At 72.3% G+C, this 23,649-nt stretch carries 19 protein-coding genes, 1 tRNA gene and 3 pseudogenes; 11 read left to right on the top strand and 12 right to left on the bottom strand.

Going from position 1 to position 23,649, the window contains the following annotated elements; translation table 11 throughout:
• Positions 1 to 203: 203 nt before the first annotated feature.
• The 5 genes and pseudogenes from CEB94_RS15820 to CEB94_RS15800 all read left to right on the top strand — a co-directional run bounded on the left by CEB94_RS15820 (position 204) and on the right by CEB94_RS15800 (position 7,460).
• A complete protein-coding gene (locus CEB94_RS15820) occupies positions 204 to 1,097 on the top strand; it encodes an FAD binding domain-containing protein (RefSeq protein ID WP_175432847.1) in 894 nt (297 codons plus the stop codon).
• A complete protein-coding gene (locus tag CEB94_RS15815; RefSeq protein ID WP_175432846.1) occupies positions 1,094 to 3,271 on the top strand; it encodes a 2Fe-2S iron-sulfur cluster-binding protein in 2,178 nt (725 codons plus the stop codon). The genes CEB94_RS15820 and CEB94_RS15815 overlap by 4 nt, the downstream gene beginning before the upstream one ends.
• Positions 3,268 to 5,586, top strand: a complete 2,319-nt coding sequence (locus tag CEB94_RS15810) for a xanthine dehydrogenase family protein molybdopterin-binding subunit (RefSeq protein ID WP_175432845.1) — start codon at positions 3,268 to 3,270, stop codon at positions 5,584 to 5,586. The genes CEB94_RS15815 and CEB94_RS15810 overlap by 4 nt, the downstream gene beginning before the upstream one ends.
• Positions 5,586 to 6,125 (top strand): annotated as a pseudogene (locus CEB94_RS15805) (phosphotransferase). Before CEB94_RS15810 ends, CEB94_RS15805 begins: the two are co-directional and overlap by 1 nt.
• 168 nt (positions 6,126 to 6,293) lie before the next feature.
• Positions 6,294 to 7,460, top strand: coding sequence for an SUKH-4 family immunity protein (locus CEB94_RS15800; protein WP_175432844.1), 1,167 nt, complete (start codon positions 6,294 to 6,296; stop codon positions 7,458 to 7,460).
• Between the two features lie 18 nt (positions 7,461 to 7,478).
• Here CEB94_RS15800 and CEB94_RS15795 read toward each other — a convergent pair whose 3' ends face one another.
• The 4 genes from CEB94_RS15795 to CEB94_RS41710 form a co-directional block, all read right to left on the bottom strand.
• Complete coding sequence (locus CEB94_RS15795; RefSeq protein WP_175432843.1) at positions 7,479 to 8,675, bottom strand: MFS transporter; 1,197 nt, start codon at positions 8,673 to 8,675, stop codon at positions 7,479 to 7,481.
• Positions 8,676 to 8,793: 118 nt separating this feature from the next.
• On the bottom strand, positions 8,794 to 9,390 hold the full coding sequence (locus CEB94_RS15790) for a TetR/AcrR family transcriptional regulator (protein ID WP_175432842.1): 597 nt from the start codon (positions 9,388 to 9,390) through the stop codon (positions 8,794 to 8,796).
• Between the two features lie 67 nt (positions 9,391 to 9,457).
• Positions 9,458 to 10,678, bottom strand: coding sequence for an LPXTG cell wall anchor domain-containing protein (locus CEB94_RS15785; RefSeq protein WP_246111806.1), 1,221 nt, complete (start codon positions 10,676 to 10,678; stop codon positions 9,458 to 9,460).
• Between the two features lie 109 nt (positions 10,679 to 10,787).
• Positions 10,788 to 10,922, bottom strand: a complete 135-nt coding sequence (locus tag CEB94_RS41710) for a hypothetical protein (protein ID WP_281292502.1) — start codon at positions 10,920 to 10,922, stop codon at positions 10,788 to 10,790.
• On the opposite strand from CEB94_RS41710, the pseudogene CEB94_RS15775 reads away from it, so the two are divergent.
• A pseudogene (locus CEB94_RS15775) lies at positions 10,922 to 11,182 on the top strand (HAD family hydrolase); the annotation flags it as partial. The gene CEB94_RS41710 and the pseudogene CEB94_RS15775 sit on opposite strands and share 1 nt — an antisense overlap.
• A gap of 77 nt (positions 11,183 to 11,259) precedes the next feature.
• Here CEB94_RS15775 and CEB94_RS15770 read toward each other — a convergent pair.
• Positions 11,260 to 11,357, bottom strand: a tRNA-OTHER gene (locus tag CEB94_RS15770).
• A gap of 193 nt (positions 11,358 to 11,550) precedes the next feature.
• On the opposite strand from CEB94_RS15770, the gene CEB94_RS15765 reads away from it, so the two are divergent.
• The 4 genes from CEB94_RS15765 to CEB94_RS15750 all read left to right on the top strand — a co-directional run bounded on the left by CEB94_RS15765 (position 11,551) and on the right by CEB94_RS15750 (position 17,282).
• Complete coding sequence (locus CEB94_RS15765) at positions 11,551 to 13,137, top strand: MFS transporter (RefSeq protein ID WP_175432840.1); 1,587 nt, start codon at positions 11,551 to 11,553, stop codon at positions 13,135 to 13,137.
• A 501-nt stretch (positions 13,138 to 13,638) separates the two neighbouring features.
• Positions 13,639 to 15,438, top strand: a complete 1,800-nt coding sequence (locus CEB94_RS15760; RefSeq protein ID WP_175432839.1) for a DEAD/DEAH box helicase — start codon at positions 13,639 to 13,641, stop codon at positions 15,436 to 15,438.
• Positions 15,439 to 15,772: 334 nt separating this feature from the next.
• A complete protein-coding gene (locus CEB94_RS15755; RefSeq protein WP_175432838.1) occupies positions 15,773 to 16,414 on the top strand; it encodes an IclR family transcriptional regulator in 642 nt (213 codons plus the stop codon).
• A gap of 76 nt (positions 16,415 to 16,490) precedes the next feature.
• Positions 16,491 to 17,282: a S16 family serine protease gene (locus tag CEB94_RS15750; protein ID WP_175432837.1), complete on the top strand. Its 792-nt coding sequence runs from the start codon at positions 16,491 to 16,493 to the stop codon at positions 17,280 to 17,282.
• Here CEB94_RS15750 and CEB94_RS15745 read toward each other — a convergent pair.
• From CEB94_RS15745 to CEB94_RS15715, 7 genes and pseudogenes are all read right to left on the bottom strand, one after another.
• Positions 17,279 to 17,449, bottom strand: a complete 171-nt coding sequence (locus CEB94_RS15745; protein ID WP_175432836.1) for a hypothetical protein — start codon at positions 17,447 to 17,449, stop codon at positions 17,279 to 17,281. The two genes, CEB94_RS15750 and CEB94_RS15745, sit on opposite strands and share 4 nt — an antisense overlap.
• 13 nt (positions 17,450 to 17,462) lie before the next feature.
• Positions 17,463 to 18,038: an ArsR/SmtB family transcription factor gene (locus CEB94_RS15740; RefSeq protein WP_175432835.1), complete on the bottom strand. Its 576-nt coding sequence runs from the start codon at positions 18,036 to 18,038 to the stop codon at positions 17,463 to 17,465.
• 66 nt (positions 18,039 to 18,104) lie between these two features.
• Positions 18,105 to 19,085 carry a glycine betaine ABC transporter substrate-binding protein gene (locus CEB94_RS15735; RefSeq protein WP_175432834.1) on the bottom strand — a complete coding sequence of 327 codons (981 nt, stop codon included), beginning with the start codon at positions 19,083 to 19,085 and terminating at the stop codon, positions 18,105 to 18,107.
• A pseudogene (locus CEB94_RS15730) lies at positions 19,082 to 19,884 on the bottom strand (ABC transporter permease). The gene CEB94_RS15735 and the pseudogene CEB94_RS15730 overlap by 4 nt, the downstream one beginning before the upstream one ends.
• The gene (locus CEB94_RS15725; RefSeq protein WP_175432833.1) at positions 19,881 to 21,140 is read right to left on the bottom strand and encodes a betaine/proline/choline family ABC transporter ATP-binding protein; all 1,260 of its coding nucleotides are present in this window, start codon (positions 21,138 to 21,140) and stop codon (positions 19,881 to 19,883) included. Before CEB94_RS15725 ends, CEB94_RS15730 begins: the two are co-directional and overlap by 4 nt.
• Positions 21,133 to 21,780: an ABC transporter permease gene (locus CEB94_RS15720; RefSeq protein WP_175432832.1), complete on the bottom strand. Its 648-nt coding sequence runs from the start codon at positions 21,778 to 21,780 to the stop codon at positions 21,133 to 21,135. Before CEB94_RS15720 ends, CEB94_RS15725 begins: the two co-directional genes overlap by 8 nt.
• Before the next feature lie 19 nt (positions 21,781 to 21,799).
• The gene (locus CEB94_RS15715; protein WP_031140050.1) at positions 21,800 to 22,270 is read right to left on the bottom strand and encodes an Lrp/AsnC family transcriptional regulator; all 471 of its coding nucleotides are present in this window, start codon (positions 22,268 to 22,270) and stop codon (positions 21,800 to 21,802) included.
• 123 nt (positions 22,271 to 22,393) lie between these two features.
• Between CEB94_RS15715 and hppD the strand changes: the two genes are divergently transcribed.
• Positions 22,394 to 23,539, top strand: coding sequence for a 4-hydroxyphenylpyruvate dioxygenase (gene hppD, locus CEB94_RS15710; protein WP_175432831.1), 1,146 nt, complete (start codon positions 22,394 to 22,396; stop codon positions 23,537 to 23,539).
• The last annotated feature ends 110 nt before the right edge of the window (positions 23,540 to 23,649 follow it).

The following is a 23,649-nucleotide window of genomic DNA, read 5'->3' as shown; positions in this document are numbered from 1 at the left end:
CATCGAAAGTGCCAATCGGTATGCACTGGTGAACCTGTGCGAAAACGGACCATCTCGCCAGTGAGGTGGGCGAATGCCTCCTAGCGGACCCGTGTCTTCGGCTCTCGCCAAGATGTGCCAGAGTTGCCACGTCCGCCCTGTCAGCACGTACCGTACGGCAGCACAGGTGGGACCAGGTGGGGCAGCGGGAAGGGGCAGCCGGTTTGACCACGCACGCACCGCAGGCGGCGCAGGCCGTCACGCTGCCCACGACGCTGGACGAGGCCGTCGCGGCACTCACCGCCGTGCCCGCCGCCGTGCCCGTCGCGGGCGGCACCGACCTGATGGCCGCCGTCAACTCCGGGCAGCTCAGGCCCGCCGCGCTGGTGGGACTGGGCCGCATCAGCGAGATCCGCGGCTGGCAGTACCTGGACGGTCACGCGCTGCTCGGCGCGGGCCTCACGCACGCGCGCATGGGCCGCCCCGACTTCGCGGCCCTGATCCCGGCGCTCGCCGCCGCCGCCCGCGCCGCGGGCCCGCCGCACATCCGCAACGCGGGCACCCTGGGCGGCAACATCGCCTCGGCCGCCCCCACCGGGGACGCGCTGCCGGTGCTGGCCGCCCTGGAGGCGACCCTGATCATCGCGGGCCCGGGCGGAGCCCGCCGGGAGATCCCGGTCTCGCACCTGCTGGCCGGGGTGGACATGCTGCGCGCCGGCGAACTCATCGGCTACGTGCGCGTGCCGCTGCTGCACGCCCCGCAGGTCTTCCTGAAGGCGACCGGCCGGACCGGCCCGGGGCGCGCGGTGGCGTCCGTGGCCCTGGTCCTGGACCCCGCGCGCCGGGGCGTGCGCTGCGCGGTGGGCGCCATAGCGCCGATGCCGCTGCGGCCGCTGGAGGCCGAGCAGTGGGTCGGCAGCCTCATCGACTGGGACAACAACCGGGCGCTCGTCCCGGAGGCGCTGAGCGCCTTCGGGGAGTACGTCGCCGCGGCCTGCATCCCCGACGCGGCGCCGGCCGGGGACGGCTCGGTGGCGCAGCTTCCGCCCGCCGTACTGCACCTGCGGCGCACCGTCGCCGCGCTGGCCCGACGAGCACTGGGGAGGGCGCTGTCGTGACCGACGACCAGCACGGAGAGGGCACGCCCCGGGGTGGGAGCCGCTGGGACCCGCTGCCCCAGGGCGAGTACGACGACGGCGCCACGGCCTTCGTCGAACTCCCCGAGGGGGGCGTCGACGCCCTGCTGGCCGCCGACAGCCCCCTGGCCGCGCCCGGTCACGGCTACGTACCGCCGCAGATAGCGGTCAACCCCGCGACGACGGCCGGCACCGACCCGGCCGCCACGGGCGCGTGGCCGGTGCCCGGCGCACCGGTCGACGGAGCTCAGTGGCACGACCCGAACGCCGGACACCCGCAGCACGGTCACGAGCACGGCGCGCACGAGCAGCAGGGCTACGACGTGCCCGAGCAGCCGTACGGCGGCTCCGACGCGCCGTACGACCCCGGGACGCCCTACGGCTCCGACGCGACGGCGCGGCAGCACGGCGGGGACGACCGGTTCACGTACACCCCGGGGGCGACCGGGCAGTGGAACTTCGAGGAGACCGCGGCGGCCGAGGCGCCCGGCCATGACGTGACCGGGCAGTGGTCCATCCCCGTCGCCGGAGGCGACCTTCCGGACGAGTCGGGCGAGTTCACCACGTCCTCGCTGGTCGAGCAGTGGGGCGGCACCCCGCCGGCCACGCTGCCCGGCGGCGCGTCCGCGCCCTGGGCGACGCACGCCGCGGGCCGGCCGTGGGGGCAGCAGGACCCGCACGACACGGCGGGGCAGGAGGAGGTCCACCCGGGCTATCCCGACGAGCCGGGTCACGAGAGCAGTTACGAGCAGGGCCACGGGCACGGACTGCAGGGCGACGCCGGACCGGACTCCGGATACGCGCCGGAGCGGCAGGCCGTCGGGCCGCTGCCGCAGGAGACGGACCCGGGCGAGGCCGGACCCGGACACCCGCGAGACGCTCACGCACCGGCCGTCCACGAGGACACCGGCCACGCGCACCAGCCGGGGGAGTTCGGCCATGCGCCGGAGACCTCCGGGATCGCCGGCCACGGCCCGCAGACGCCCGGCACGTCTCACGCACTCCGGCCGTCGGAGTACGCGCCTCAGGAGCCGGGGGCGGCTGGGCACACGGCGGAGCCGCGTTTCGCCGACCACGGGTTCGAGCCCTCCGACTTCCCCGGCCACGGGCCGGAGGAGGCGTCCGGCCCGGACGGTCACGCGCCCGGACAGCCCTACCCCGAGGCCCCCGGCGAGTTCCCCGGGGAGCCCGGGCCCGAAACGGATCCGGAAGCCGCCGCGCTCCCTCACGACGCCCAGGAAGCCTCACAGCCCGCTCCCGGCCACGGTGAGCCCTCCGAGGACGCTCCAGGGGCTCCAGGGGCTCCAGAGGCCGCCGACAGCCCCTTCGAGCCCGTCGCCGAGCCCCTCCCGGCCCTCGCGGACGCCGACACCGGCCCGGAGACCGCCGACGGCGACCTCCAGGACGACCCGGCCCCGGACGAGGACCCGGCCACCGAGGCGACCGACCCGGCCGGCACCCCGGACGCCCAGGCCGTCGCCGGCCCTCACGACGTACCCCCCGCCGCCCCCCATGAGGAACACCCCCTCGCCTCCTACGTCCTGCGCGTCAACGGCGCCGACCGCCCGGTCTCCGACGCGTGGATCGGCGAGTCCCTGCTGTACGTGCTGCGTGAGCGGCTCGGGCTCGCGGGCGCCAAGGACGGCTGCTCGCAGGGCGAGTGCGGCGCGTGCAACGTCCAGGTCGACGGGCGGCTCGTGGCGTCCTGCCTGGTCCCGGCCGTGACCGCCGCCGGAAGTGAGGTCCGTACCGTCGAGGGCCTGGCCGAGGACGGGCAGCCGTCGGACGTGCAGCGGGCGCTCGCGCGCTGCGGCGCCGTGCAGTGCGGCTTCTGCGTCCCCGGCATGGCGATGACCGTGCACGACCTGCTGGAGGGCAACCCGGCGCCCACCGAGCTGGAGACCCGCCAGGCACTGTGCGGCAACCTGTGCCGCTGCTCCGGCTACCGGGGCGTGGTGGACGCCGTCAAGGACGTCGTCGCCGAACGCGAGGCCCACTCCGCGCCCGCCGACGGTGACACCGGCGAGGCCCGCATCCCGCACCAGGCGGGCCCGGGCGCCGGTGGCGTGAACGCGTCCGCCTTCGGAGCGCCCCCGGAACGGCACTCCCCGAAACCGCATGACCAGCCCTACGGCCAGGACGGAGGCCCCGCGTGAGCAACGAAGCAGCCACCGCCCAGGCCGCAACGGCCGCGGAGGCCGCCCCCGCCCCCGAACCGCTTCCGCACGGCATCGGCGTCTCGCTCCCGCCCGCCGACGCCCGCGCCAAGACGGAGGGCACCTTCCCGTACGCCGCCGACCTGTGGGCCGAGGGCCTGCTGTGGGCGGCCGTGCTGCGTTCACCGCACCCGCACGCGCGCATCGTGTCCATCGACACCTCCCACGCGCGTGAGATGCCCGGCGTCCGCGCCGTCGTCACCCACGAGGACATCCCCGGCAGCCCGTTGCACGGCCGCGGCACGGCCGACCGGCCGGTCTTCGCCTCCGAGATCGTGCGCCACCACGGCGAGCCCATCGCGGCCGTCGCCGCCGACCACCCGGACACCGCGCGCATGGCGGCCGCCGCCGTCATCGTCGAGTACGAGGTGCTCGACCCGGTGACCGACCCGGAGCAGGCCTTCGAGGCAGAGCCGCTGCACCCCGACGGCAACCTGATCCGGCACATCCCGCTGCGCCACGGGGACCCGGAGGCGGCCGGCGAGATCGTCGTCGAGGGCCTGTATCGCATCGGCCGCCAGGACCCCGCGCCCATCGGCGCCGAGGCGGGCCTGGCCGTACCGCGCCCCGACGGCGGAGTCGAGCTCTACCTGGCCTCCACCGACCCGCACGCCGACCGCGACGTGGCCGCCGCCGCCTTCGGCCTGGAACCCGAGCGCGTCAAGGTCGTCGTGACCGGCGTCCCCGGTGCCACCGCCGACCGCGAGGACCAGGGCTTCCAGCTCCCCCTCGGCCTGCTCGCGCTGCGGACCGGCTGCCCGGTGAAACTCACCGCCACGCGCGAGGAGTCCTTCCTCGGGCACGTCCACCGGCACCCCACGCTCCTGCGCTACCGCCACCACGCCGACGCCGAGGGCAGACTCGTCAAGGTCGAGGCGCAGATCCTGCTCGACGCGGGCGCCTACGCCGACACCTCCGCCGAGGCGCTGGCCGCCGCCGTCGGGTTCGCCTGCGGACCGTACGTCGTCCCGAACGCCTTCATCGAGGGCTGGGCCGTACGCACCAACAACCCCCCGTCCGGTCACGTACGCGGCGAAGGCGCCATGCAGGTCTGCGCCGCCTACGAGGCACAGATGGACAAGATCGCCAAGAAGCTCGGCCTCGACCCGGCCGAGGTGCGGCTGCGCAACGCCCTGGCGACCGGCGACGTGCTCCCGACCGGACAGACGGTGACCTGCCCGGCCCCGGTGGCCGAACTGCTCCAGGCCGTACGGGACTTCCCGCTGCCGCCGCTGCCCAAGGACACGCCCGAGGACGAGTGGCTGCTGCCCGGCGGCCCCGAGGGCGCGGGTGAACCGGGCGCCGTGCGCCGGGGCGTGGGCTACGGCGTGGGCATGGTGCACATGCTCGGCGCCGAGGGCGCGGACGAGGTCTCCACCGCGACGGTGAAGGTCCACGACGGCGTCGCGACGGTCCTGTGCGCGGCCGTCGAGACCGGCCAGGGCTTCACGACCCTGGCCCGGCAGATCGTCCAGGAGACGCTCGGCATCGACGAGGTGCACGTGGCGCCGGTCGACACCGACCAGCCCCCGGCGGGCGCGGGCTGCCGCGGCCGGCACACCTGGGTGTCGGGCGGGGCGGTGGAGCGCGCGGCCAAGATGGTCCGCACACAGCTCCTGCAGCCGCTCGCCCACAAGTTCGGCATGTCGACGGAGCTGCTCCAGATCACCGACGGCAAGATCACGTCGTACGACGGGGTCCTGTCGACGACCGTCACCGAGGCGCTGGACGGCAAGGAACTGTGGGCCACCGCCCAGTGCCGCCCGCACCCGACCGAGCCGCTGAACGAGGCCGGCCAGGGCGACGCCTTCGTGGGCATGGCCTTCTGCGCGATCCGCGCGGTGGTGGACGTCGACATCGAGATCGGTTCCGTACGGGTCGTGGAACTGGCCGTCGCCCAGGACGTGGGCCGGATCCTCAACCCCGCCCAGCTGGCCGCCCGGATCGAGGCGGGTGTCACGCAGGGCGTGGGCATCGCGCTCACGGAGAACCTCCGCACGCCCCGCGGCCTGATCCGCCACCCCGACCTGACCGGCTACGCCCTCCCGACCGCCCTCGACGCGCCCGACATCCGCATCGTCCGGCTGGTCGAGGAACGGGACGTGGTCGCCCCCTTCGGGGCCAAGGCCGTCAGCGCGGTGCCGGTGGTGGCCTCTCCTGCGGCCGTCGCGTCCGCGGTACGGGCCGCGACGGGCCGCCCCGTGAACCGGCTGCCGGTCCGCCCCCAGGCCGCGGTGGTCACGGAACGGGCCTGATGTCCCCGGCGGGCGGGGTCGTCCTCGTCGCCGGCGTCATGGCGGCCGGCAGTCGACGGTCGCGCAGGCGCCGGCGGAGTCGCTGCCGAGGGCGGCGCACGTGCGCGGGGACGTGTTCCGGCGCGTGATCGTCTCCGGCCGGGAGGAGTACGTCCCCGGCGCCGGCCGTGAGGCGCGAGCCCAACTGCGGCTGCGCCACCGGCAGTCGGCGGCGACGGCGGACACCCACGCCGAGGCCGGGTTCTCGGCGGTCGTCCAGGACGTGGTGCTGGGCGAGGACTTGGAGACGTATCCCGGTCTGGTGCGCACCCGGCCGCTGTACGTGGTCGTCCTCGCGCCCCGGCCCGAGGCGGTGGCCGCCCGGGAGGCGGGACGAGCGAAGACCGGGTACGGCGGCGCCTGGACGGTCGAGGCGCTGGACGAAGCGCTGCGTACGCTGCGCCCCGCGTATCGGACTCTGGCTGGACGCCTCGGAACTGACGGTGGGGCAGACGGTGGAGGCGATTCTCGCGGAAAGGGAACGCGCGAGGGTCCTCTGAGCGTCATGTGAGGTGAGCGCGTGTGGTCGTCGGGCGCGCGTCGCTGTTCCGGGCGTTGTCAGTGGTGGCGCGTACTGTTCTGGGCAGTGGGGAACGGCTGCCGGGCTGGGCCGGGCGGTCTGCCGTGCCCCGCCAGGGGACGGTGAGCAAGTACATGCGGGGGAGCCCATGAGGACGACCGACGCCGGTTCCGCGGTGATCACACTGACCGAGTCCGAGCTGGACCCGTGGGTGACGCACGCGTCCACGCGGCACTGGCTGACCGGCCCCGGAGTGCCCGGCGACAGCCGCGTGCTGAGCTTCGCGGAGCTGAGCCGCGAGGGCCTGCGCACGGTCGCCGACTCGACGGGCGACCCGGACGACCGCCTCTCGGCGGAGCTGCGCGAGCAGCTGGTGATAGGCGGACTGCTGGGCCCCGGCGGCCTGGAGACGGAGTCGCTCCTGCTGGACGGCGCGACGGGCGAGATCTCGACGGCGTACGTCCTGCACGACCGCCCCGACCTGATGGACCGCCGCCCCCTGGCCCCCTCCCTGCGGACGCTGGTCCGCTTCGCGGAGGCCACGGACGAACTGGCGGGCCTGCGCGGCCAGTTCGCCTCCTACGCCGGCCGTTACGGCCCCAAGGCGGTGGCGGAGGCGTCCCAGCACCTGCTGGCGGTGTTCCGCGACGGAGCGGACGGTGAACCGGCCCCGTTCTGGAAGATGGCGGCACTGATCCGCCCCCTGTCCCTGGTGGCGGGCCGGGGCGGCACCTCCGGACTGTCCCTGGACCTCCCGCACCGCCTCCTCGACCAGGAGTTCGGCCCCGGCAAGGTGGCGCGCTTCGAGGACGTCGACTTCCCCGCGGCCCTCACGCACGAGCCGACCCGCCGCTTCCTGCGCGAGGTGGGCCTGCCGGAGGACGCCCACGTCTTCTCCCTGGACACGGACGTCCCCCTGGCGACCCTCGCCGAGTACCACGCCGACACCGGCACCCCGGCGGAACTGCCCGCCGGGGCCCACCGCCTGTTCCGCCTCGGCCATCTGGTCGAGGACAACAGCCTGGTCGTCGACGGCGCGACGGGCGCGGTCCTGAACTGGAGCGAACCCGAGGCGACGCTGTCTGCGCTCAACACGGACGTGTCGACCCTCGCCTTCACCCTCTGGCTCCTGCACCGCGAGCGCGCGATAGACGAGCAGTCGGACCACGAGCTGACGACCGAGACCTACGACCAGCTGGCCATGACGATGCTCCAGGTCCTGTCGACGGTGGACCCCACGGGCGTGACCGCGGGCAGATCGGTCCGCCACTACTGGACGGACGCGTTCCAGGACGAGGCGGGCGGGGTTCTCTGACGGGCCGGAAGGCGTCGCTCAGACCCGTTCCGGCTGTTCCTGCCGGGCAGAGCGGATGTCGACCGGGCTCGTGGCGGGCTTGGCGTGGCGGGCGAGGTCCGGCAGGAGGGTGACCAGGCCGGCCAGCGCCATGACCGTGCCGAGCCAGAGCGGGGCGCGCAGGCCCCAGGTGTCGATCACGAGGGCGCCCAGGGAAGAGCCGAGGATGACGCCGAGCGTGATGAACGACGTGTGCACGGTGTTGACCAGCGGGCCCGCGTTGCCGATGCGCTGGACGCGCGTCGCCATCGCCGGGTTCATGGTGACGCCGACCAGGCCGATGCCCAGCATGCAGACGACGGCCGGCACGGGCAGGCCGGCGAGGAGGGCGAAGCCGGCGAGGAAGATCGAGTTCAGGACCAGGCCGACGGCGAGCACCGGGACGGTGTGCCGGTCGGCGAGACGGCCGACGACATTGTTGCCGACGACGGTGGCGGCACCGTAGGCGATCAGCAGGACGGGGACGGTGCCGGTGGAGAAGCCGGTGACGCCGGTGAGGATCGGGTTGAGGTAGCTGAAGGCCGAGAAGGTGGCGCCGATGATGAGCGTGCTGGTGGACAGCACCAGCCACAGCTTGGGCCTCCTGAAGACGCCGAACTCCGCGCGGAGGCCGCTGTCGTTCCGGTCGCGCTCGATGCGGGGCACACCGAAGAGGGTGGCCGCGGCGGCTACCACGGTGATCAGGGTGATGGTCCAGAACGCCGCGCGCCAGCTGAACCGTTCGCCGACCACGGTGGAGATCGGCAGCCCGAGCAGGGTGCCGAGCATGAGGCCGTTCATCGCGACCGCGATGGCGCGGCCCCGGGCCTCCGGGCGGGTGATCCGGGCACACATCGAGATACCCACGCCGAAGAAGGCCTGGGAGGCGATGCCGGTGATGATCCGCGCGGCCATCATCGTGCCGTAGCCGCTCGCAGTGGCGGCGAGCACGTTGCCCGCCAGGAAGATCACGAACAGCACCATCAGTGCCGTGCGCGCCGGGAGCTTCATGAGCGCCACGGTGAGGAACGGCCCGCCGACCGCCATGGCCGCCGCGAAGGCGGTGATGAGGTATCCGATCTGCGGGATGGTCGCGTTCAGCCCGTCGGCCATCTGGGGCATCAGCCCGGCGACCACGAACTCGCTGGTCACCATGGCGAAGATACCGAGCGCCAGGACGTATACGGCACGAGGCACGGTGGGGGTCTCCTTCGAGGGTTCTGGTTATGTATCGATCAGTTCAAAACGCGGGCATGCGAGGGCTCGGCCCGGCGGGCATGTTCGCCAATGGTCGGCGGGTCGGCGGGTCGGCGGGTCAGTCGGTCAGGGCGTCCAGGGTGATCTCGGCGATCGATTCCAGGGCGGCCCGGCCGGCGCCGCCCTGGCTCGATACGCGCATCCCGGCGATCGCCGCGTTGATGAATCGGGCCAGCGCTCCGGCGTCCCGGGGGGAGGTGATGCTGCCGTCCCGCCGGCCCTCCTCGACCACCGTGCGCAGGGCCGCCAGCCGGCGGGCCGTGTCACGCTCCAGAATGCGCGCCGCTTCGGCGTCGCGGGCGGCCAGTTCGACCGTGGTGTTCACGGTCAGGCAGCCGATGCTGCGGCCGTCCGCCCGGTGTTCCGCGTCGCCGTCGATGATCATGGCGAAGAGGGTGCGGACGCGGTCGGCGCCGCTGAGCCGCGCATCCTCCAGCACGGCCAGTTGGGCGGTCGTCATGGTGTCGATGTAGCGGGCCAGGGAACGCTCGAAGAGGTCGTGCTTGCTCTTGAACGTGTTGTAGACGCTGCTGCGCCCCAGTCCCGTGGCGTCGCACAGGTCCTGTGTGGAAGTGGCCTCGTAGCCCTTCGTCCAGAACGTGCGCATCGCCGCGTCCAGGGCCCGCTCCTCGTCGAACATCCTCGGTCGGGCCATGACGGCACCCTAGCCGTTTTGGACCGACCGTTGCAATAAGGGTCCGGCGTACCCGACGCCGGCCGCGTCAGGCGGACTTGGTGGCGTTGCGGCGGCGTACGGCCAGGACCAGGCCGCCCCCGAGCACCGCGGCGGTGGCGGCGGCACCGGCGAGGAGCGGGGTGCCGTCGGAGCCGGTGGTGGCGAGGTTGCCGCCGGTGGTGCTGCCGGTCGTGGAGCCGGTGGAGCCTCCGGTCGTGGTGCCGGTCGAGGCCGTGGCCGAGGGGGATGCCGTGGCGCCCGTGCCGCCGGCGGCCTGGCCCTCTGGTGCGTTGCCGTTCCCGCCGTTGCCGGAGCCGCCGTCGGCGCCGTCCGAGGGGCTCGGCCCGGGCTCGTTGTCGTTCGGCAGGTCGATGCTGATCAGGGCGGTGTTGTTGGCGCGGTTCGTGTCGTACTTCGGGGCGATGTCGTAGACGGACGACGCCTTGACCTCGCCCTCGGTGTTCTGGGCGGACTTCTTGACCTTCAGCGTGAAGGTGTACGCCAGGGACTGGCCGACGTCGAGGGTTCCGTCCTGCGGCCAGCACACGTACTTGGGCTTGCCCGTGGTCCCCTGCGGCCCGCTCGGCCCGTCGATCCCGAACGGCGCGCAGTCCTTCGGCACGCCGACGGCGACGGTGCCCGGCGGGATCTGCACCAGCAGGCCCGGGAGGTCGTCGCTCTCCTGGTTCTGCACCCAGCCCGGGCCGTCGTTGCGCAGGGTCGCCGTGACCGACTGCTTCTCGCCGCGCAGGGCTTCGGTCTCCTCGCCCACGGCGACGAGGTCGGCGGTGTTGTCCGCGGTCAGGGTGAGCCGCCGGTAGCTGTCGTCGTACCCCTCGCCCGGCGCCTCACCGGTCGCGCTCGTGCCGTACTCGACGGCCTCCATCAGGGCGTTGTCCAGCGCCTTGAACCGGACGGGCGTGGTGACGGAGGCGCCGGGCTCGATGACCGTGTCGAGCTCGCAGAGCGCCTGCCTGACCTGTTCCTTTACGGTCGAGTAGGTGCAGCCCGCCACCTGCTCGGGGAAGTCCAGCCCACGCGTCAGACGCACCCGGAAGGTGACCCCGTCCACGGCGGCCGTGCCGTTGTTGGTGAGGGTGACGGACTTGTCGTACACCTCACCCGGCTTGGGGGCCGCGGACGGCAGGGCGGACACGACCAGTTCGGGCGCGCCCTCCTCGGCGTGCGCCAGGGGTGCGGTGACAGCGGGACCGGCGGCGGCGATCACGGCAGCGGCCAGGACGGCTGCCGAGGGGCGGAGGTGCACGGTGTTCTCCTCGTCGAAACAGGGGGCGGAACGACCGGAGCCTCGGCTACCGGTCATGTCCTGGACACGTGAAGGGTGCTCGGGGTTGTGCACGAGTTTGCACGGCGTCTCAGGGCGAGGCGGGCGGGGTGAGGTGGGAACCGGGCGTGCGGTGGAGAGTGGTCCAACCGTCCCAGCCCCGCTGCTTCAGCAACTCGATGAGCCGGCGGGCGGACGGCACGGTGTCGAATGCGAGCGTGTCCATCAGCTGTGGAAGAGGGCAAACCCTCTCCCGTGCCCTATCTGCAGGCTGCCGCACGGCTGGGCGCCCAGCCGGCAGACTGCCTGGTCATCGAGGACGCCCCGTCCGGAGTGCGGTCCGGGTTTCGCGCCGGGATGACGGTGTGGGGCGTGAACGCCGCTGCCGCGGTGGAGGGCGTGCATCGCCACTTCGTCAGTCTGCGCGAAGCAGTCCCTCACATCCTGGCCTGGACGTCCGGGCCACAAGGGATCGCCGCGGTCTGAGCCCGCGCTGCTTCGGCAATGGCGGGTCGGCGCGCGAGGGCGATTCCGCCCATGCGCTCGCCCGGTCATCGTTGTCGAGGCCGTGGCGGGATTCGAACCCACGTAACTCCCCGCGAGCGGAGCTCGCTGATGGATGCAGCGCAGGCGAGCCCCTGAACCACTCGGGCACACGGCCGTGTTCCCACTCGGTGTAGTGACCGTAGGGCGGCGTGGAGTCCGGCTCAAGGGGGCCGGGCGGGCTGCAACGTGACTGCCATACGCAGTTCATGAAGGGGGCGGACGGGAAGAGGGATGTACGACCAAGGTCTCAGGCCGGGACCGTCCCGGGACAGGGGTCACCGGTGGGTGTGGACCTTACGCTGGCGGGCATGACCGTCCCGAAGCCGCGTGATGCCGATGTCGAGGAAGCCGCTGATCCGCCCCTCATAGCCGAGCGCGAGGAGGGCGTGCTGGGGGCGGCGTACCGGGCGTTGAGTGTCGGGATCGTCTCCGTCGTGCTGCTCATCGCCTTCGAGGCGACCGCCGTGGGAACGGCGATGCCTGTCGCGGCCCGGGAACTGGACGGGGTGTCCCTGTACGCGTTCGCGTTCTCCGGGTACTTCACGACCAGTCTGTTCGGGATGGTGCTCTCCGGGCAGTGGTCGGACCGGCGCGGCCCCCTCGGGCCGTTGACGACGGGCATCGCCTCCTTCGGCGCCGGGCTGCTGCTGTCGGGGACCGCCGGGACGATGTGGGTGTTCATCCTGGGCCGGGCCGTGCAGGGGCTGGGCGGCGGGCTGGTGATCGTCGCGCTGTACGTCGTCGTCGGGCGGGCCTATCCGGAGCGGTTGCGGCCGGCCATCATGGCCGCGTTCGCCGCGAGCTGGGTGCTGCCGTCCATCGTCGGCCCCCTCGCCGCCGGCACGGTGACCGAGCAGTTGGGGTGGCGATGGGTGTTCGTCGGGATACCCCTGCTCGTCGTCTTCCCGCTCGCGCTCGCACTGCCGCAGATACGTCGTCGCGCGGCCGGGCCGGCCGCGCGGACCGCTGCGCGGTCCGCCGCGGTGGAGGGTCCCGCCGGAGCGGACCTGCCCGTCCCCGCCGAACGGACCGCCCTCGCCGACCGGCCGGTCACGCCGGACCCGGCGGGGACGTCCGGCCGGCCCGCCCCGCCGGACGGCCCGCCCGCCTCCTTCGACCGCCGGCGCATCCGGCTCGCCCTGGCCATCTCCCTCGGCGCCGGGCTGCTCCAGTACGCCGCCCAGGACTTGCGCCCGCTCTCGCTCCTGCCCGGTGCCGTGGGCGTGGCCCTGCTCGTGCCGGCCGTGCTCGGGCTGCTGCCGCGCGGTACGTACCGGGCCGTGCGCGGGCTGCCGTCCGTCGTGCTGTTGCGCGGCGTCGCCGCCGGGTCCTTCATCGCCGCCGAGTCGTTCGTGCCGCTGATGCTCGTCACGCAGCGCGGCCTCAGCCCGACGCTGGCCGGGTTCTCGCTCGCCGCGGGCGGGGGGACGTGGGCGCTGGGCTCGTGGGTGCAGTCGCGGTCGCGGGTGGAGCCGTACCGGGAGCGGCTGGCCACCGTCGGGATGCTGCTCGTGGCGGCGGCCATCGCCACGGCACCGAGCGTGCTGATCGACTCCGTGCCCGTCTGGACCGTCGCCGTCGCCTGGGCCTTCGGCTGCTTGGGGATGGGGCTCGTGATCTCCTCCACGAGCGTCCTCCTGCTCAAGCTCTCCGCCCCCGAGGAGGCCGGCACCAACTCCGCGGCCCTCCAGATCTCCGACGGCCTCTCCAACGTCGTCCTGCTCTCCGCCGGCGGCGCCGCCTTCGCCGCGCTGGGCGGCGGCACGGTGACCCACACGAGCACCCACACCTCCGGTTCCCACCCGGCCGCCTTCACCGCGGTGTTCCTGCCGATGGCGGTGGTGGCACTGGCCGGGGCCTGGGTGTCGACGCGACTGCGGGAGCACCGGCCGTAGACCGGCTCGCGCTGCCCCTGGACCCCGCCCTGCGTGCGGCCCTCGACGACCTCGCGGACGCGCAGGACCGCACGCCCGAAGAGGCGGCGCCGCAAGCCGTACGCCACCACCTGCGTCAGGAGAACGCACGCGTGCGTGCCGCCGCGGAGGGGCTCGCGCGGCACCACGCCGACCTGTTGCGCAGGCTCGGCGAACAACCCGGTACCTGACTGACCGTCGACGAGGCCACCGCCACCTTCCTCGCCCTCAACGGCGTCGACCTGGCCGGGGCGGACCAGGGCGTGGCCTACGCGCTGGTCGTCGACCTCGCCTCCGGGGCCGAGGGGGAGGTCGGGAGGATCGCGGGGCGGCTGAGGGAGCTGTGACGTCGGTCCCACCCGCAGGTGACCCGGCCCGGTCCGCGCGTGGGCGGGTTCGGGGCGCCGGTAGGGTGGCCCGGTTGTCATACGTAGCCGAGCCGTCAGGCTCCCTCGACGAGCCGCCCGACCCCCAACGGAGACCGTGACTACCACCGCCGGCACCAGCACTGCCTCGCACCACCTGTCCCCGGCGTTCCCCGGCCGAGCCCCCTGGGGTACCGCCAGCAAGCTCCGCGCCTGGCAGCAGGGTGCGATGGAGAGGTACATCCAGGAGCAGCCGCGGGACTTCCTGGCGGTCGCCACCCCCGGCGCCGGCAAGACGACCTTCGCGCTGACGCTGGCCTCCTGGCTGCTGCACCACCACGTCGTGCAGCAGGTGACGGTGGTGGCCCCGACCGAGCACCTGAAGAAGCAGTGGGCCGAGGCCGCCGCCCGGATAGGGATCAAGCTCGACCCGGAGTACAGCGCCGGGCCGCTCGGCCGGGAGTACCACGGTGTCGCCGTGACGTACGCCGGTGTGGGTGTCCGGCCCATGCTGCACCGCAACCGCGTGGAGCAGCGCAAGACGCTCGTCATCCTCGACGAGATCCACCACGCCGGTGACAGCAAGTCCTGGGGTGAGGCCTGTCTGGAGGCCTTCGAGCCCGCGACCCGACGGCTCGCCCTGACCGGTACGCCCTTCCGGTCCGACACCAACCCCATCCCCTTCGTGACGTACGAGGAGGGCAACGACGGGATCCGGCGGTCGGCGGCCGACTACACCTACGGCTACGGCAGCGCGCTCGCCGACAACGTCGTGCGGCCCGTCATCTTCCTCTCCTACAGCGGCAACATGCGCTGGCGCACCAAGGCCGGTGACGAGATCGCCGCCCGCCTCGGCGAGCTCATGACCAAGGACGCCATCAGTCAGGCCTGGCGGACCGCGCTCGACCCGCGCGGTGAGTGGATGCCGTCCGTGCTGCGGGCGGCCGACCAGCGGCTGACCGAGGTCAGGAAGGCCATCCCGGACGCCGGCGCCCTCGTCATCGCCTCCGACCAGGACTCGGCGCGCGCGTACGCCAAGCTCATCCGGGAGATCACGGGCAGCAAGGCCACTCTCGTGCTGTCCGACGACTCCGGCGCCTCCGAGCGGATCGACGAGTTCAGCGCGAACAACGACCGGTGGATGGTCGCCGTGCGGATGGTGTCCGAGGGAGTCGACGTGCCGCGCCTCGCGGTGGGCGTGTACGCCACCACCATCTCCACGCCCCTCTTCTTCGCCCAGGCCGTCGGCCGTTTCGTGCGGTCCCGGCGGCGCGGCGAGACCGCTTCGGTGTTCCTGCCGACCGTGCCCGACCTGCTCTCCTTCGCCAACGAGATGGAGCGCGAGCGCGACCACGTCCTCGACAAGCCCAAGAAGGAGGGCGAGGAGGACCCCTACGCCGAGTCCGAGAAGGAGATGGACGAGGCGAACCGGGAGCAGGACGAGGACACCGGCGAGCAGGAGCAGTTCGCCTTCGAGGCGCTGGAGTCCGAGGCCGTCTTCGACCGGGTCATGTACAACGGCGCCGAGTTCGGCATGCAGGCCCACCCGGGCAGCGAGGAGGAGCAGGACTACCTCGGCATCCCCGGGCTGCTCGAGCCCGACCAGGTGCAACTGCTGCTCCAGAAGCGGCAGGCCCGGCAGATCGCGCACAGCCGCAAGAAGCCGGACGACGAAGCCGACCTGCTCGAAGTGCCCGCCGAGCGGCGGCCGGTGGTCTCCCACAAGGAGATGATGGAGCTGCGCAGGCAGCTCAACACGATGGTCGGCGCGTACGTCCACCAGAGCGGCAAGCCGCACGGGGTGATCCACACGGAGCTGCGGCGCGTGTGCGGAGGCCCGCCGGCGGCCGAGGCCACGGCGGGGCAGCTGAAGCAGCGGATCGCCAAGGTGCAGGAGTGGGCGACGCGGATGAAGTGACGCTGCTGTTCGTCGCCTGCGGGTTGTGTGTGGCTGGTCGCGCAGTTCCCCGCGCCCCTTACGGGGCGCATACCACCGCAAAGGGCAGTACGACGCACCCGTCAGTGCCCGGATTCTGGACGGAGCCTTCCGCTCAGCGAACCTGCTTCGCTACTGTCCGGCTACGCACACGCCCCGTGGCAGCGCCGCCGCGGAGCGCAGCCGTGAAGCGACGCGGCCCGGACAGGCCGGGCCGCCGGCCGATCGGCGGCCTCTGAAGCGCGTTACCGACGGGACTCGGTGACGCATCCGCCGACCGGGGGGCCGCCGACCTCACCACTAAGGAGTGGGCGTCGTGACCGCGGAGACCTCCCAGACGCTCGACCGGGGACTACGTGTCCTCAAACTGCTCGCCGACACCGACCACGGGCTGACCGTGACCGAGCTGTCCCTCCGGCTGGGCGTGAACCGGACCGTTGTGTACCGGTTGCTCGCCACGCTGGAGCAGCACGCCCTCATACGCCGTGACCTCGGCGGACGTGCCCGGGTCGGGCTCGGTGTGCTGCGTCTGGGGCGGCAGGTCCACCCGCTGGTACGGGAGGCCGCGATGCCGGCGCTGCGGTCACTGGCCGAGGACATCGGCGCGACGGCGCATCTGACCCTGGTCGACGGGGCGGACGCGCTGGCCGTGGCCGTGGTGGAGCCGACCTGGACGGACTATCACGTCGCCTACCGCGCCGGGTTCCGGCACCCCCTGGACCGGGGCGCCGCCGGCAAGGCGATCCTCGCGGCCCGGCAGCACCCGATGACCGACCCCGTCTGCACGCTGACGCACGGGGAGCTGGAAGCGGGTGCCTGCGGGGCGGCGGCGCCGCTGCTGGGCGTGACGGGCGTCGAGGGCAGCGTGGGTGTGGTGATGCTGGCGGAGGCGGTGCCGGAACGGGTGGGACCGCGGGTCGTTGACGCGGCCCGGGAGGTCGCGGAGGCGCTGCGCTGACAGACGGCGGCCTCCCCGCACAGGCCCCGGACGCCCTGGTCCCGGGCGTGTCCCCCGCCCGCGTTAGATTGATCCCGTGTTCTCTCGCCTCACGCGCCTCCAGACCATCGCCGTCTGCGCCCTGCCCGTCGTGGCCCTGCTCGCGACGGCGGTGCTGGCGCCGTTGCCGTTCTCGGTGGCGCAGCCGGGGCTGACGGCGAACGTACTGGGCGAGAACAAGGGCGCGCAGGTGATCACGATCTCGGGTGCGCCGGTCCGGGACACCCGGGGCCAGCTGCGGATGACCACCATCGAGGCGACCTCCCCCGACACCCGCGTCTCGCTCCCCGACGTCGTCGACAGCTGGTTCCGCACCGACCAGGCGGTCATGCCGCGCGACTCCGTCTACCCGAGCGGGAACAGCGTCAAGGAGATCGAGCGGCACAACGAGAAGCAGATGAAGGAGTCCCAGGACGCGGCGACCCAGGCCGCGCTGGGCTACCTCGACCTCGACGACAAGGACGTCGAGGTCAGCCTGAAGCTCGCGGACGTGGGCGGGCCCAGTGCCGGGCTGCTCTTCTCCCTCGGGATCATCGACAAGCTCGACGGCGACGGCACGGGTGGCGATCTCACGGGTGGCCGGGTCATCGCCGGTACGGGCACGATCGACGCGGCCGGCCGGGTCGGTGCGGTGGGGGGCGTCGCCCTCAAGACCCAGGCCGCCAAGCGGGACGGGGCGACGGTGTTCCTGGTCCCCGAGGCGGAGTGCGGGGATGCCCGCGCCGAGCTGCCGAGGGGCCTGCGGCTGATTCCGGTGACCACGCTGAAGAGCACGGTGAATTCACTGGTGGCCTTGGAGACGGGGAAGGGTTCCGTTCCCAGCTGCTAGAGGGCGGGCACCGGCCCGGGCCGGGTGGCGAGCTTCAGCCCGACCTCGATGAGGGTCCAGCCGAGCCGCGTACGGAGGGCAGGACGGCGCGTCGGGCGGGCTCCGGTCTCGGCTCGGAGTTCCGCGGCGCGGGCGTGGTGCAGGGCGAGGTGGATGTCCGGGTGCATGGATGATGGCCTTTCACAGCTGCGTCTGGCTGGGGAAGACGTGCGTGTGGACGCGTACCGTCTCGGCGTCCGGGGTGCTCTCGGGCATCGGGCGGTAGCTCTGGACGAGCTCGTGCATCTTGCCGACCAGCTCACGGGCGAGGTCGGGTGTGAGCCGCAGGGTGAAGTCGCTGAGGTCCGTGGCGCCGTCCCATTCCTCGCTCCACTCGCTCGTGTTGCCGAGCCAGGTCGCGATCTCCCGGGTGTGCACGTTGGCGATCTCGTACCGGAACAGGGCGACGGCTCCGCGCACGGCCGGGTCCGGGTCCTGGATCAGGGTCTCGTCCATCTGGATGCCCTGGTCGACTGCCTTCCACCAGCGCTCCCGCCCCTTGCCCCGCTCCGGGTCGTCGGCGACGAAACCGTGCGTGGCGAGCTGCCTCAGGTGGTAGCTGGTCGCACCGCTGGACTCGCCGAGTTTCTCCGCCAGTTGGGAGGCGGTGGCGGGCCCGCCGCGCCGCAGGGCGATCAGCAACTGCATCCGCAGGGGATGAGCCAGGCCGCGCAGGGAGCGGGCGTCGAGAAGGCGGGGAGCTGGTTCGTCGGGCATGCATGCAAAGGTAGCGTTGCAAAGGAACCCTTGCAAGGCTTTCTTTGCAACTCACCCCTCGCCGGGCTACCCCTCCTTCACAAACCCCTCCTCCACCAGCCAGTCCAGTGCCACCTGGTGCGGATCCTCGCCGTCGACATCCACCTTCGCGTTCAGCGTCTGCGCCACGGAGTTGTTCAGCTTCGCCGTCACCGGGTTCAGGACCTCCGCGATCGCCGGCCACTCCTTCAGGGACTTCGCGTTGATCATCGGCGCGGCGTTGTAGTTGGGGAAGAACTTCCTGTCGTCGTCCATCACCGCCAGGTTCATCGACTTGATGCGCCCGTCGGTGGTGAACACCTCCCCGTACGTGCAGTTGCCCTGCGCCGTCTGCGTGTAGATGATCCCGGTGTCCATCTGCGTGATGTTCCGCGCCGGGACGTTCATGCCGTAGGCCTTCTGCATGCCCGGCAGCCCGTCCGCCCGGTTCGCGAACTCGACCTCCACGCACAGCTTCACGGCCCCCGGGTCGGACTTCGCCAGCTTCGCCACGTCCGACATGGTCTTCGTGCCGTACTTCTTCGCGTTCTGCTGGTTCATCGCCAGGGCGTACGTGTTGTCGAGTTCCGACGGCGGCAGCCAGACCAGCCCGTTCTTCGCGTCCTCCTTCCTCACCGCGTCCCACTGCCGCTGCGGGTCGGTGATCGGCTTGCTGTGCCCGAGGTACGTGATCCAGGCCGTGCCCGTGTACTCGTACCCGGCGTCCGCGTCGCCCTTGCCGACCGCCTCGCGGCTGCCGATGGAACCCTGGATGCCGGTGCGGTCGATCACGTCCGCGCCGGCCGCCTCGAACGCGATGCCCATGATCGCGCCCAGGATCAGCTGCTCCGTGAACGACTTCGACGTCACCGTCAGATGGGCTCCCTTCAGCGGCTCACCCCGGCCGATCGAGCCCGGCTCCACGTCGTCCGTCAGGGGAGAGCCGCTGGTCAGGCCGCAACCGGCCGCCGACAGCAGACCCGCAGCCAGCAGCAGGCCCGCCGCCGGCAGGCACGTACGCCGCCTCATGGCTGCAGCCCCCGCGGCCGCAGCAGCAGTTCGGCGAGCGACGCCAGCCAGTCCACCAGCAGTGCCAGCACCACCGTGAGGACCGACCCCAGCACCAGCACCGGCATCCGCTGGTTGGTGATCCCGGTCGTGATGAGCACGCCGAGGCCGCCGCCCCCGCCGAAGACCGCCAGGGTCGCCGTACCGACGTTCAGGACGAGGGCCGTGCGCACCCCCGCGAGGATCAGCGGGACCGCCAGGGGGAGTTCCACCCGGGCCAGCACCCCCAGGGGGACATGCCGATGCCGCGGGCCGCCTCCAGCAGGGTCGGGTCGTTCGCCTTCAGGCCCGTGATCGTGTTGGAGAGCACGGGCAGGATGGCGTAGACGATGATGCCGATCAGGGCGGCCCTGCGGCCGATGCCCAGCCAGATCACCAGCAGGGCCAGCAGACCGATCGCCGGGGTCGCCTGGCCCATGTTGGCGAACGCCATCGCCACCGGGGTGGCCCTGCTCACCGCCCCGCGGGTCAGCAGGATGCCCAGCGGGATCGCGATGATCAGCACGAAGAACGTGGAGATCACGGTCAGCTGGATGTGCTGCCACAGTGCCTTGGTGACCTGGCCGCCCGACAGGGCGTTGCGGGTGAGCGCGTCCAGGTCGGCCTGCTGGAACCAGAGCCAGGTGGCGAGCAGCACGGCGATCAGGGCGACCGGCAGGAACGTCAGCTTCTGCCAGGTGAGGCGGGCGGGCCGGCGCGGCGCTGGGGGCGCCTCCTCGTCGAGAGGCTCGGAGGTCTCCTCGACCTCCGTGACCGTCACCGTTCCCCTCCCGGGCCGCTCACGCCCGCCGGGCCTGCGGCCCCCTCCTGTTCCGCGTGCGTCTGCGCGGCCCGCAGCGACTCCAGTTCGTGCTGGTGCTCCATCGCGTCGAGCCGGTCGGCCTCCAGCATCTCGTGCACGGAGTTGATGAGGGTCTCCATGTCGACGACGCCCGTGTACTCCCCGCGCCGCCCGGTCACCGCCACCCGTCCGGCGTTGTCGGTGAGCACCGCCTCCAGCGCGTCCCGCAGGGTCGCGTCCCGGGTGACCGTGTCGTGCACCAGGGTCCCGGCCCGGGCCAGCGAGCCCCGGGCCCGCATCAGATCGCCGCGCCGCAGCCACTTGTAGGGGCGGCCGCGCCGGTCGAGCAGCAGGATCTCGTTGCTGCCGCTGGCCCGCAGCCGGTTGAAGATCTGCTGCAACGGGTCGTCGACCGTGACCGTCGGATAGTCGGTGATCTCCACGTCCCGTACGCGGGTCAGGTTCAGCCTCTTCAGCGCCGCCCCGGCGCCCACGAACCCGGACACGAAGTCGTCGGCCGGGTTGGTCAGGATCGCCTCGGGGGTGTCGAACTGCGCGATGTGCGACCGCTCGCGCAGCACGGCGATCCGGTCACCGATCTTGATCGCCTCGTCGAAGTCGTGGGTGACGAAGACGATCGTCTTGTGCAGCTCGTGCTGCAGCCGGATCAGCTCGTCCTGGAGGTGGTCCCGGGTGATCGGGTCCACCGCCCCGAACGGCTCGTCCATCAGCAGCACCGGCGGATCGGCGGCCAGGGCCCGGGCCACGCCCACGCGCTGCTGCTGCCCGCCGGAGAGCTGACGCGGGTAGCGGCCGTGGAACTCCCCGGCGTCCAGGCCGACGAGGTCGAGCAGCTCCTCGGTCCGCTCTTTGATCCGCGTCTTCGGCCAGCCGATCATCTTCGGGACGATCCCGATGTTCTGCGCGACCGTCATGTGCGGGAAGAGCCCGGCGGACTGGATGGCGTAGCCGACCTTGCGGCGCAGCTTGACCGGGTCCATGTCGGTGACGTCCTCGCCGCCGATGCGGATGCGGCCGCCGGTCGGCTCGATCAGCCGGTTGATCATCTTGAGCGTGGTCGACTTGCCGCAGCCCGAGGGGCCGACGAAGACGACGACCTCGCCCGCCTTGATCTCCATGCTCACGTTGTCCACGGCCGGCCGCTCACTGCCGGGGTAGCGCTTGGTCAGGCTCTCCAGCTCGATGGAGGCACCGTGGTCGCCCGTCTCAGGCACGGATCCCCCTGGGAATGGTCAGCCGTCCGATCAGGACGTACGCGGCGTCGAACAGCAGCGCCAGGACGATGATGCCGAGCGTGCCCGCGAGCACCTGGTTGAGGGCGTTGGCGCTGCCCAGCGAGGCGAGGCCGCGGAAGATGACGTTGCCGAGGCCGGGTCCGGAGGCGTACGCCGCGATGGCCGCGATGCCCATCAGCATCTGGGTGGAGACCCGGATCCCGGTCAGGATCGGCGGCCAGGCCAGCGGCAGCTCGATCCGCAGCAGCCGGGCCGGGCGGGACATCCCGATGCCCGTGGCCGCGTCCACCAGCGTCGGGTCGACCCCGCGCAGCCCGACGATCGCGTTGCGCACGACCGGCAGCAGCCCGTACAGGGTCAGCGCGACCACCGTGGGCGGCACGCCGAGGCCCACGACGGGGATGAGCAGACCGATCAGGGCGAGCGCCGGCACGGTCAGGATGGTGGCGGTGGTCGTGGTCGCGAGGTTCCCGGCCCACTCGCTGCGGTAGCCGGCGACGCCGATCAGCACCCCGAGCACCGTCGCCACGACCATGCACTGGAAGACGGCGCTCGCGTGCTGGTAGGCGTCCGTGAGCAGCTGCTGGTGCCGGTTGACCAGGTACTCCCAGAAGTTCACACGCGCTCACCCCTACACGTCAGGTCTCCTCCGCGGCCTGCTCCACGAGCGGGATGATCCGCAGCGGAACGGGGTTCTCCATGACGATCGCCGTGGAGGCCCGGACGATGCCATCAAAACCGACGACCCGGTCGATCACACGCTGGAGATCGGCGTTGGAGCGGGCCACGAGCCGGCACAGCATGTCCCCGGTGCCGGTGGTCGTGTGCAGCTCCAGCACCTCCGGCACCGTCGCCAAGTGGGCGCGTACGTCGGCCCCTTGCCCTTGCCGGATCTGCAGCGTGGCGAACGCCGTGACCGGGTAGCCGAGCGCGGCCGGATCCACCTGCGGACCGAATCCGCGGATGACTCCGTTCGACTGAAGCCGGTCCAGCCGGGCCTGCGCGGTGCCCCGGGCCACGCCCAGCCGCCGGGACATCTCCAGCACCCCGATCCGCGGCTCCCGGGCGAGCAGCAGGATGATCCGGCCGTCCAGATGATCGATCGCCACAGCAGCCTCCCGGCATGGTCATCCTGTACAGAAAGGCCGTGAGCCCGGCCGTATTGCTGAACAGATTGCCCAGCCGAAACGCAAACTATTGCGCACCTTGCGGGCCGGGGAGACCCTGCGGCTATGACGCAGACCACACACCACACTCCCGACACCGCCCGGCAGGCCGACCCCTTCCCGGTCAAGGGAATGGACGCGGTCGTCTTCGCCGTGGGCAACGCCAAGCAGGCGGCGCACTACTACTCCACCGCGTTCGGCATGAAGCTGGTCGCCTACTCCGGACCGGAGAACGGCAGCCGCGAGACCGCTGCCTACGTCCTGGAGAACGGCTCCGCCCGGTTCGTCCTGACCTCGGTCATCAAGCCCTCCACCGAGTGGGGCCACTTCCTCGCGAAGCACGTGGCCGAGCACGGTGACGGTGTCGTCGACCTCGCCATCGAGGTCCCGGACGCGCGCGCCGCCTACGCGTACGCCCTGGAGCACGGCGCCCGCTCGGTCGCCGAGCCGTACGAGCGCAAGGACGAGCACGGCACGGTCGTCCTGGCCGCCATCGCCACCTACGGCGAGACCCGCCACACCCTCGTCGAGCGTTCCGGTTACGACGGCCCGTACCTGCCCGGCTACGTCGCGGCCAAGCCGATGGTCGAGCCGCCCGCGCAGCGCACCTTCCAGGCGATCGACCACTGCGTCGGCAACGTCGAGCTCGGCCGCATGAACGAGTGGGTCGGCTTCTACAACAAGGTCATGGGCTTCACGAACATGAAGGAGTTCGTGGGCGACGACATCGCCACCGAGTACAGCGCGCTGATGTCGAAGGTCGTCGCCGACGGCACGCTCAAGGTCAAGTTCCCGATCAACGAGCCCGCCATCGCCAAGAAGAAGTCCCAGATCGACGAGTACCTGGAGTTCTACGGCGGTGCGGGCGTGCAGCACATCGCGCTCAACACCAACGACATCGTGCAGACGGTCCGCACGATGCGGGCGGCCGGAGTCGAGTTCCTCAACACGCCCGACTCCTACTACGACACGCTGGGGGAGTGGGTCGGCGAGACCCGCGTCCCGATCGACACCCTGCGCGAGCTGAAGATCCTCGCCGACCGCGACGAGGACGGCTACCTGCTGCAGATCTTCACCAAGCCGGTCCAGGACCGTCCGACCGTTTTCTTCGAGATCATCGAACGCCACGGCTCGATGGGCTTCGGCAAGGGCAACTTCAAGGCCCTGTTCGAGGCGATCGAGCGCGAGCAGGACCGCCGCGGCAACCTGTAGCCGCCAGGCGCCTCGGGTCGTGCGGGTGTCACGGGGCACCCGCACGACCCGCGAACGCCGGGCGGGCCCGCTGCCGCGTTCGGCACCGCCGCACACCTGCGCGCCTTCGT

It is taken from the genome of Streptomyces hawaiiensis, from assembly GCF_004803895.1.
In the GTDB taxonomy this organism is placed as follows: domain Bacteria; phylum Actinomycetota; class Actinomycetes; order Streptomycetales; family Streptomycetaceae; genus Streptomyces; species Streptomyces hawaiiensis.
This window is presented reverse-complemented; position numbering and strand designations above follow the sequence as displayed.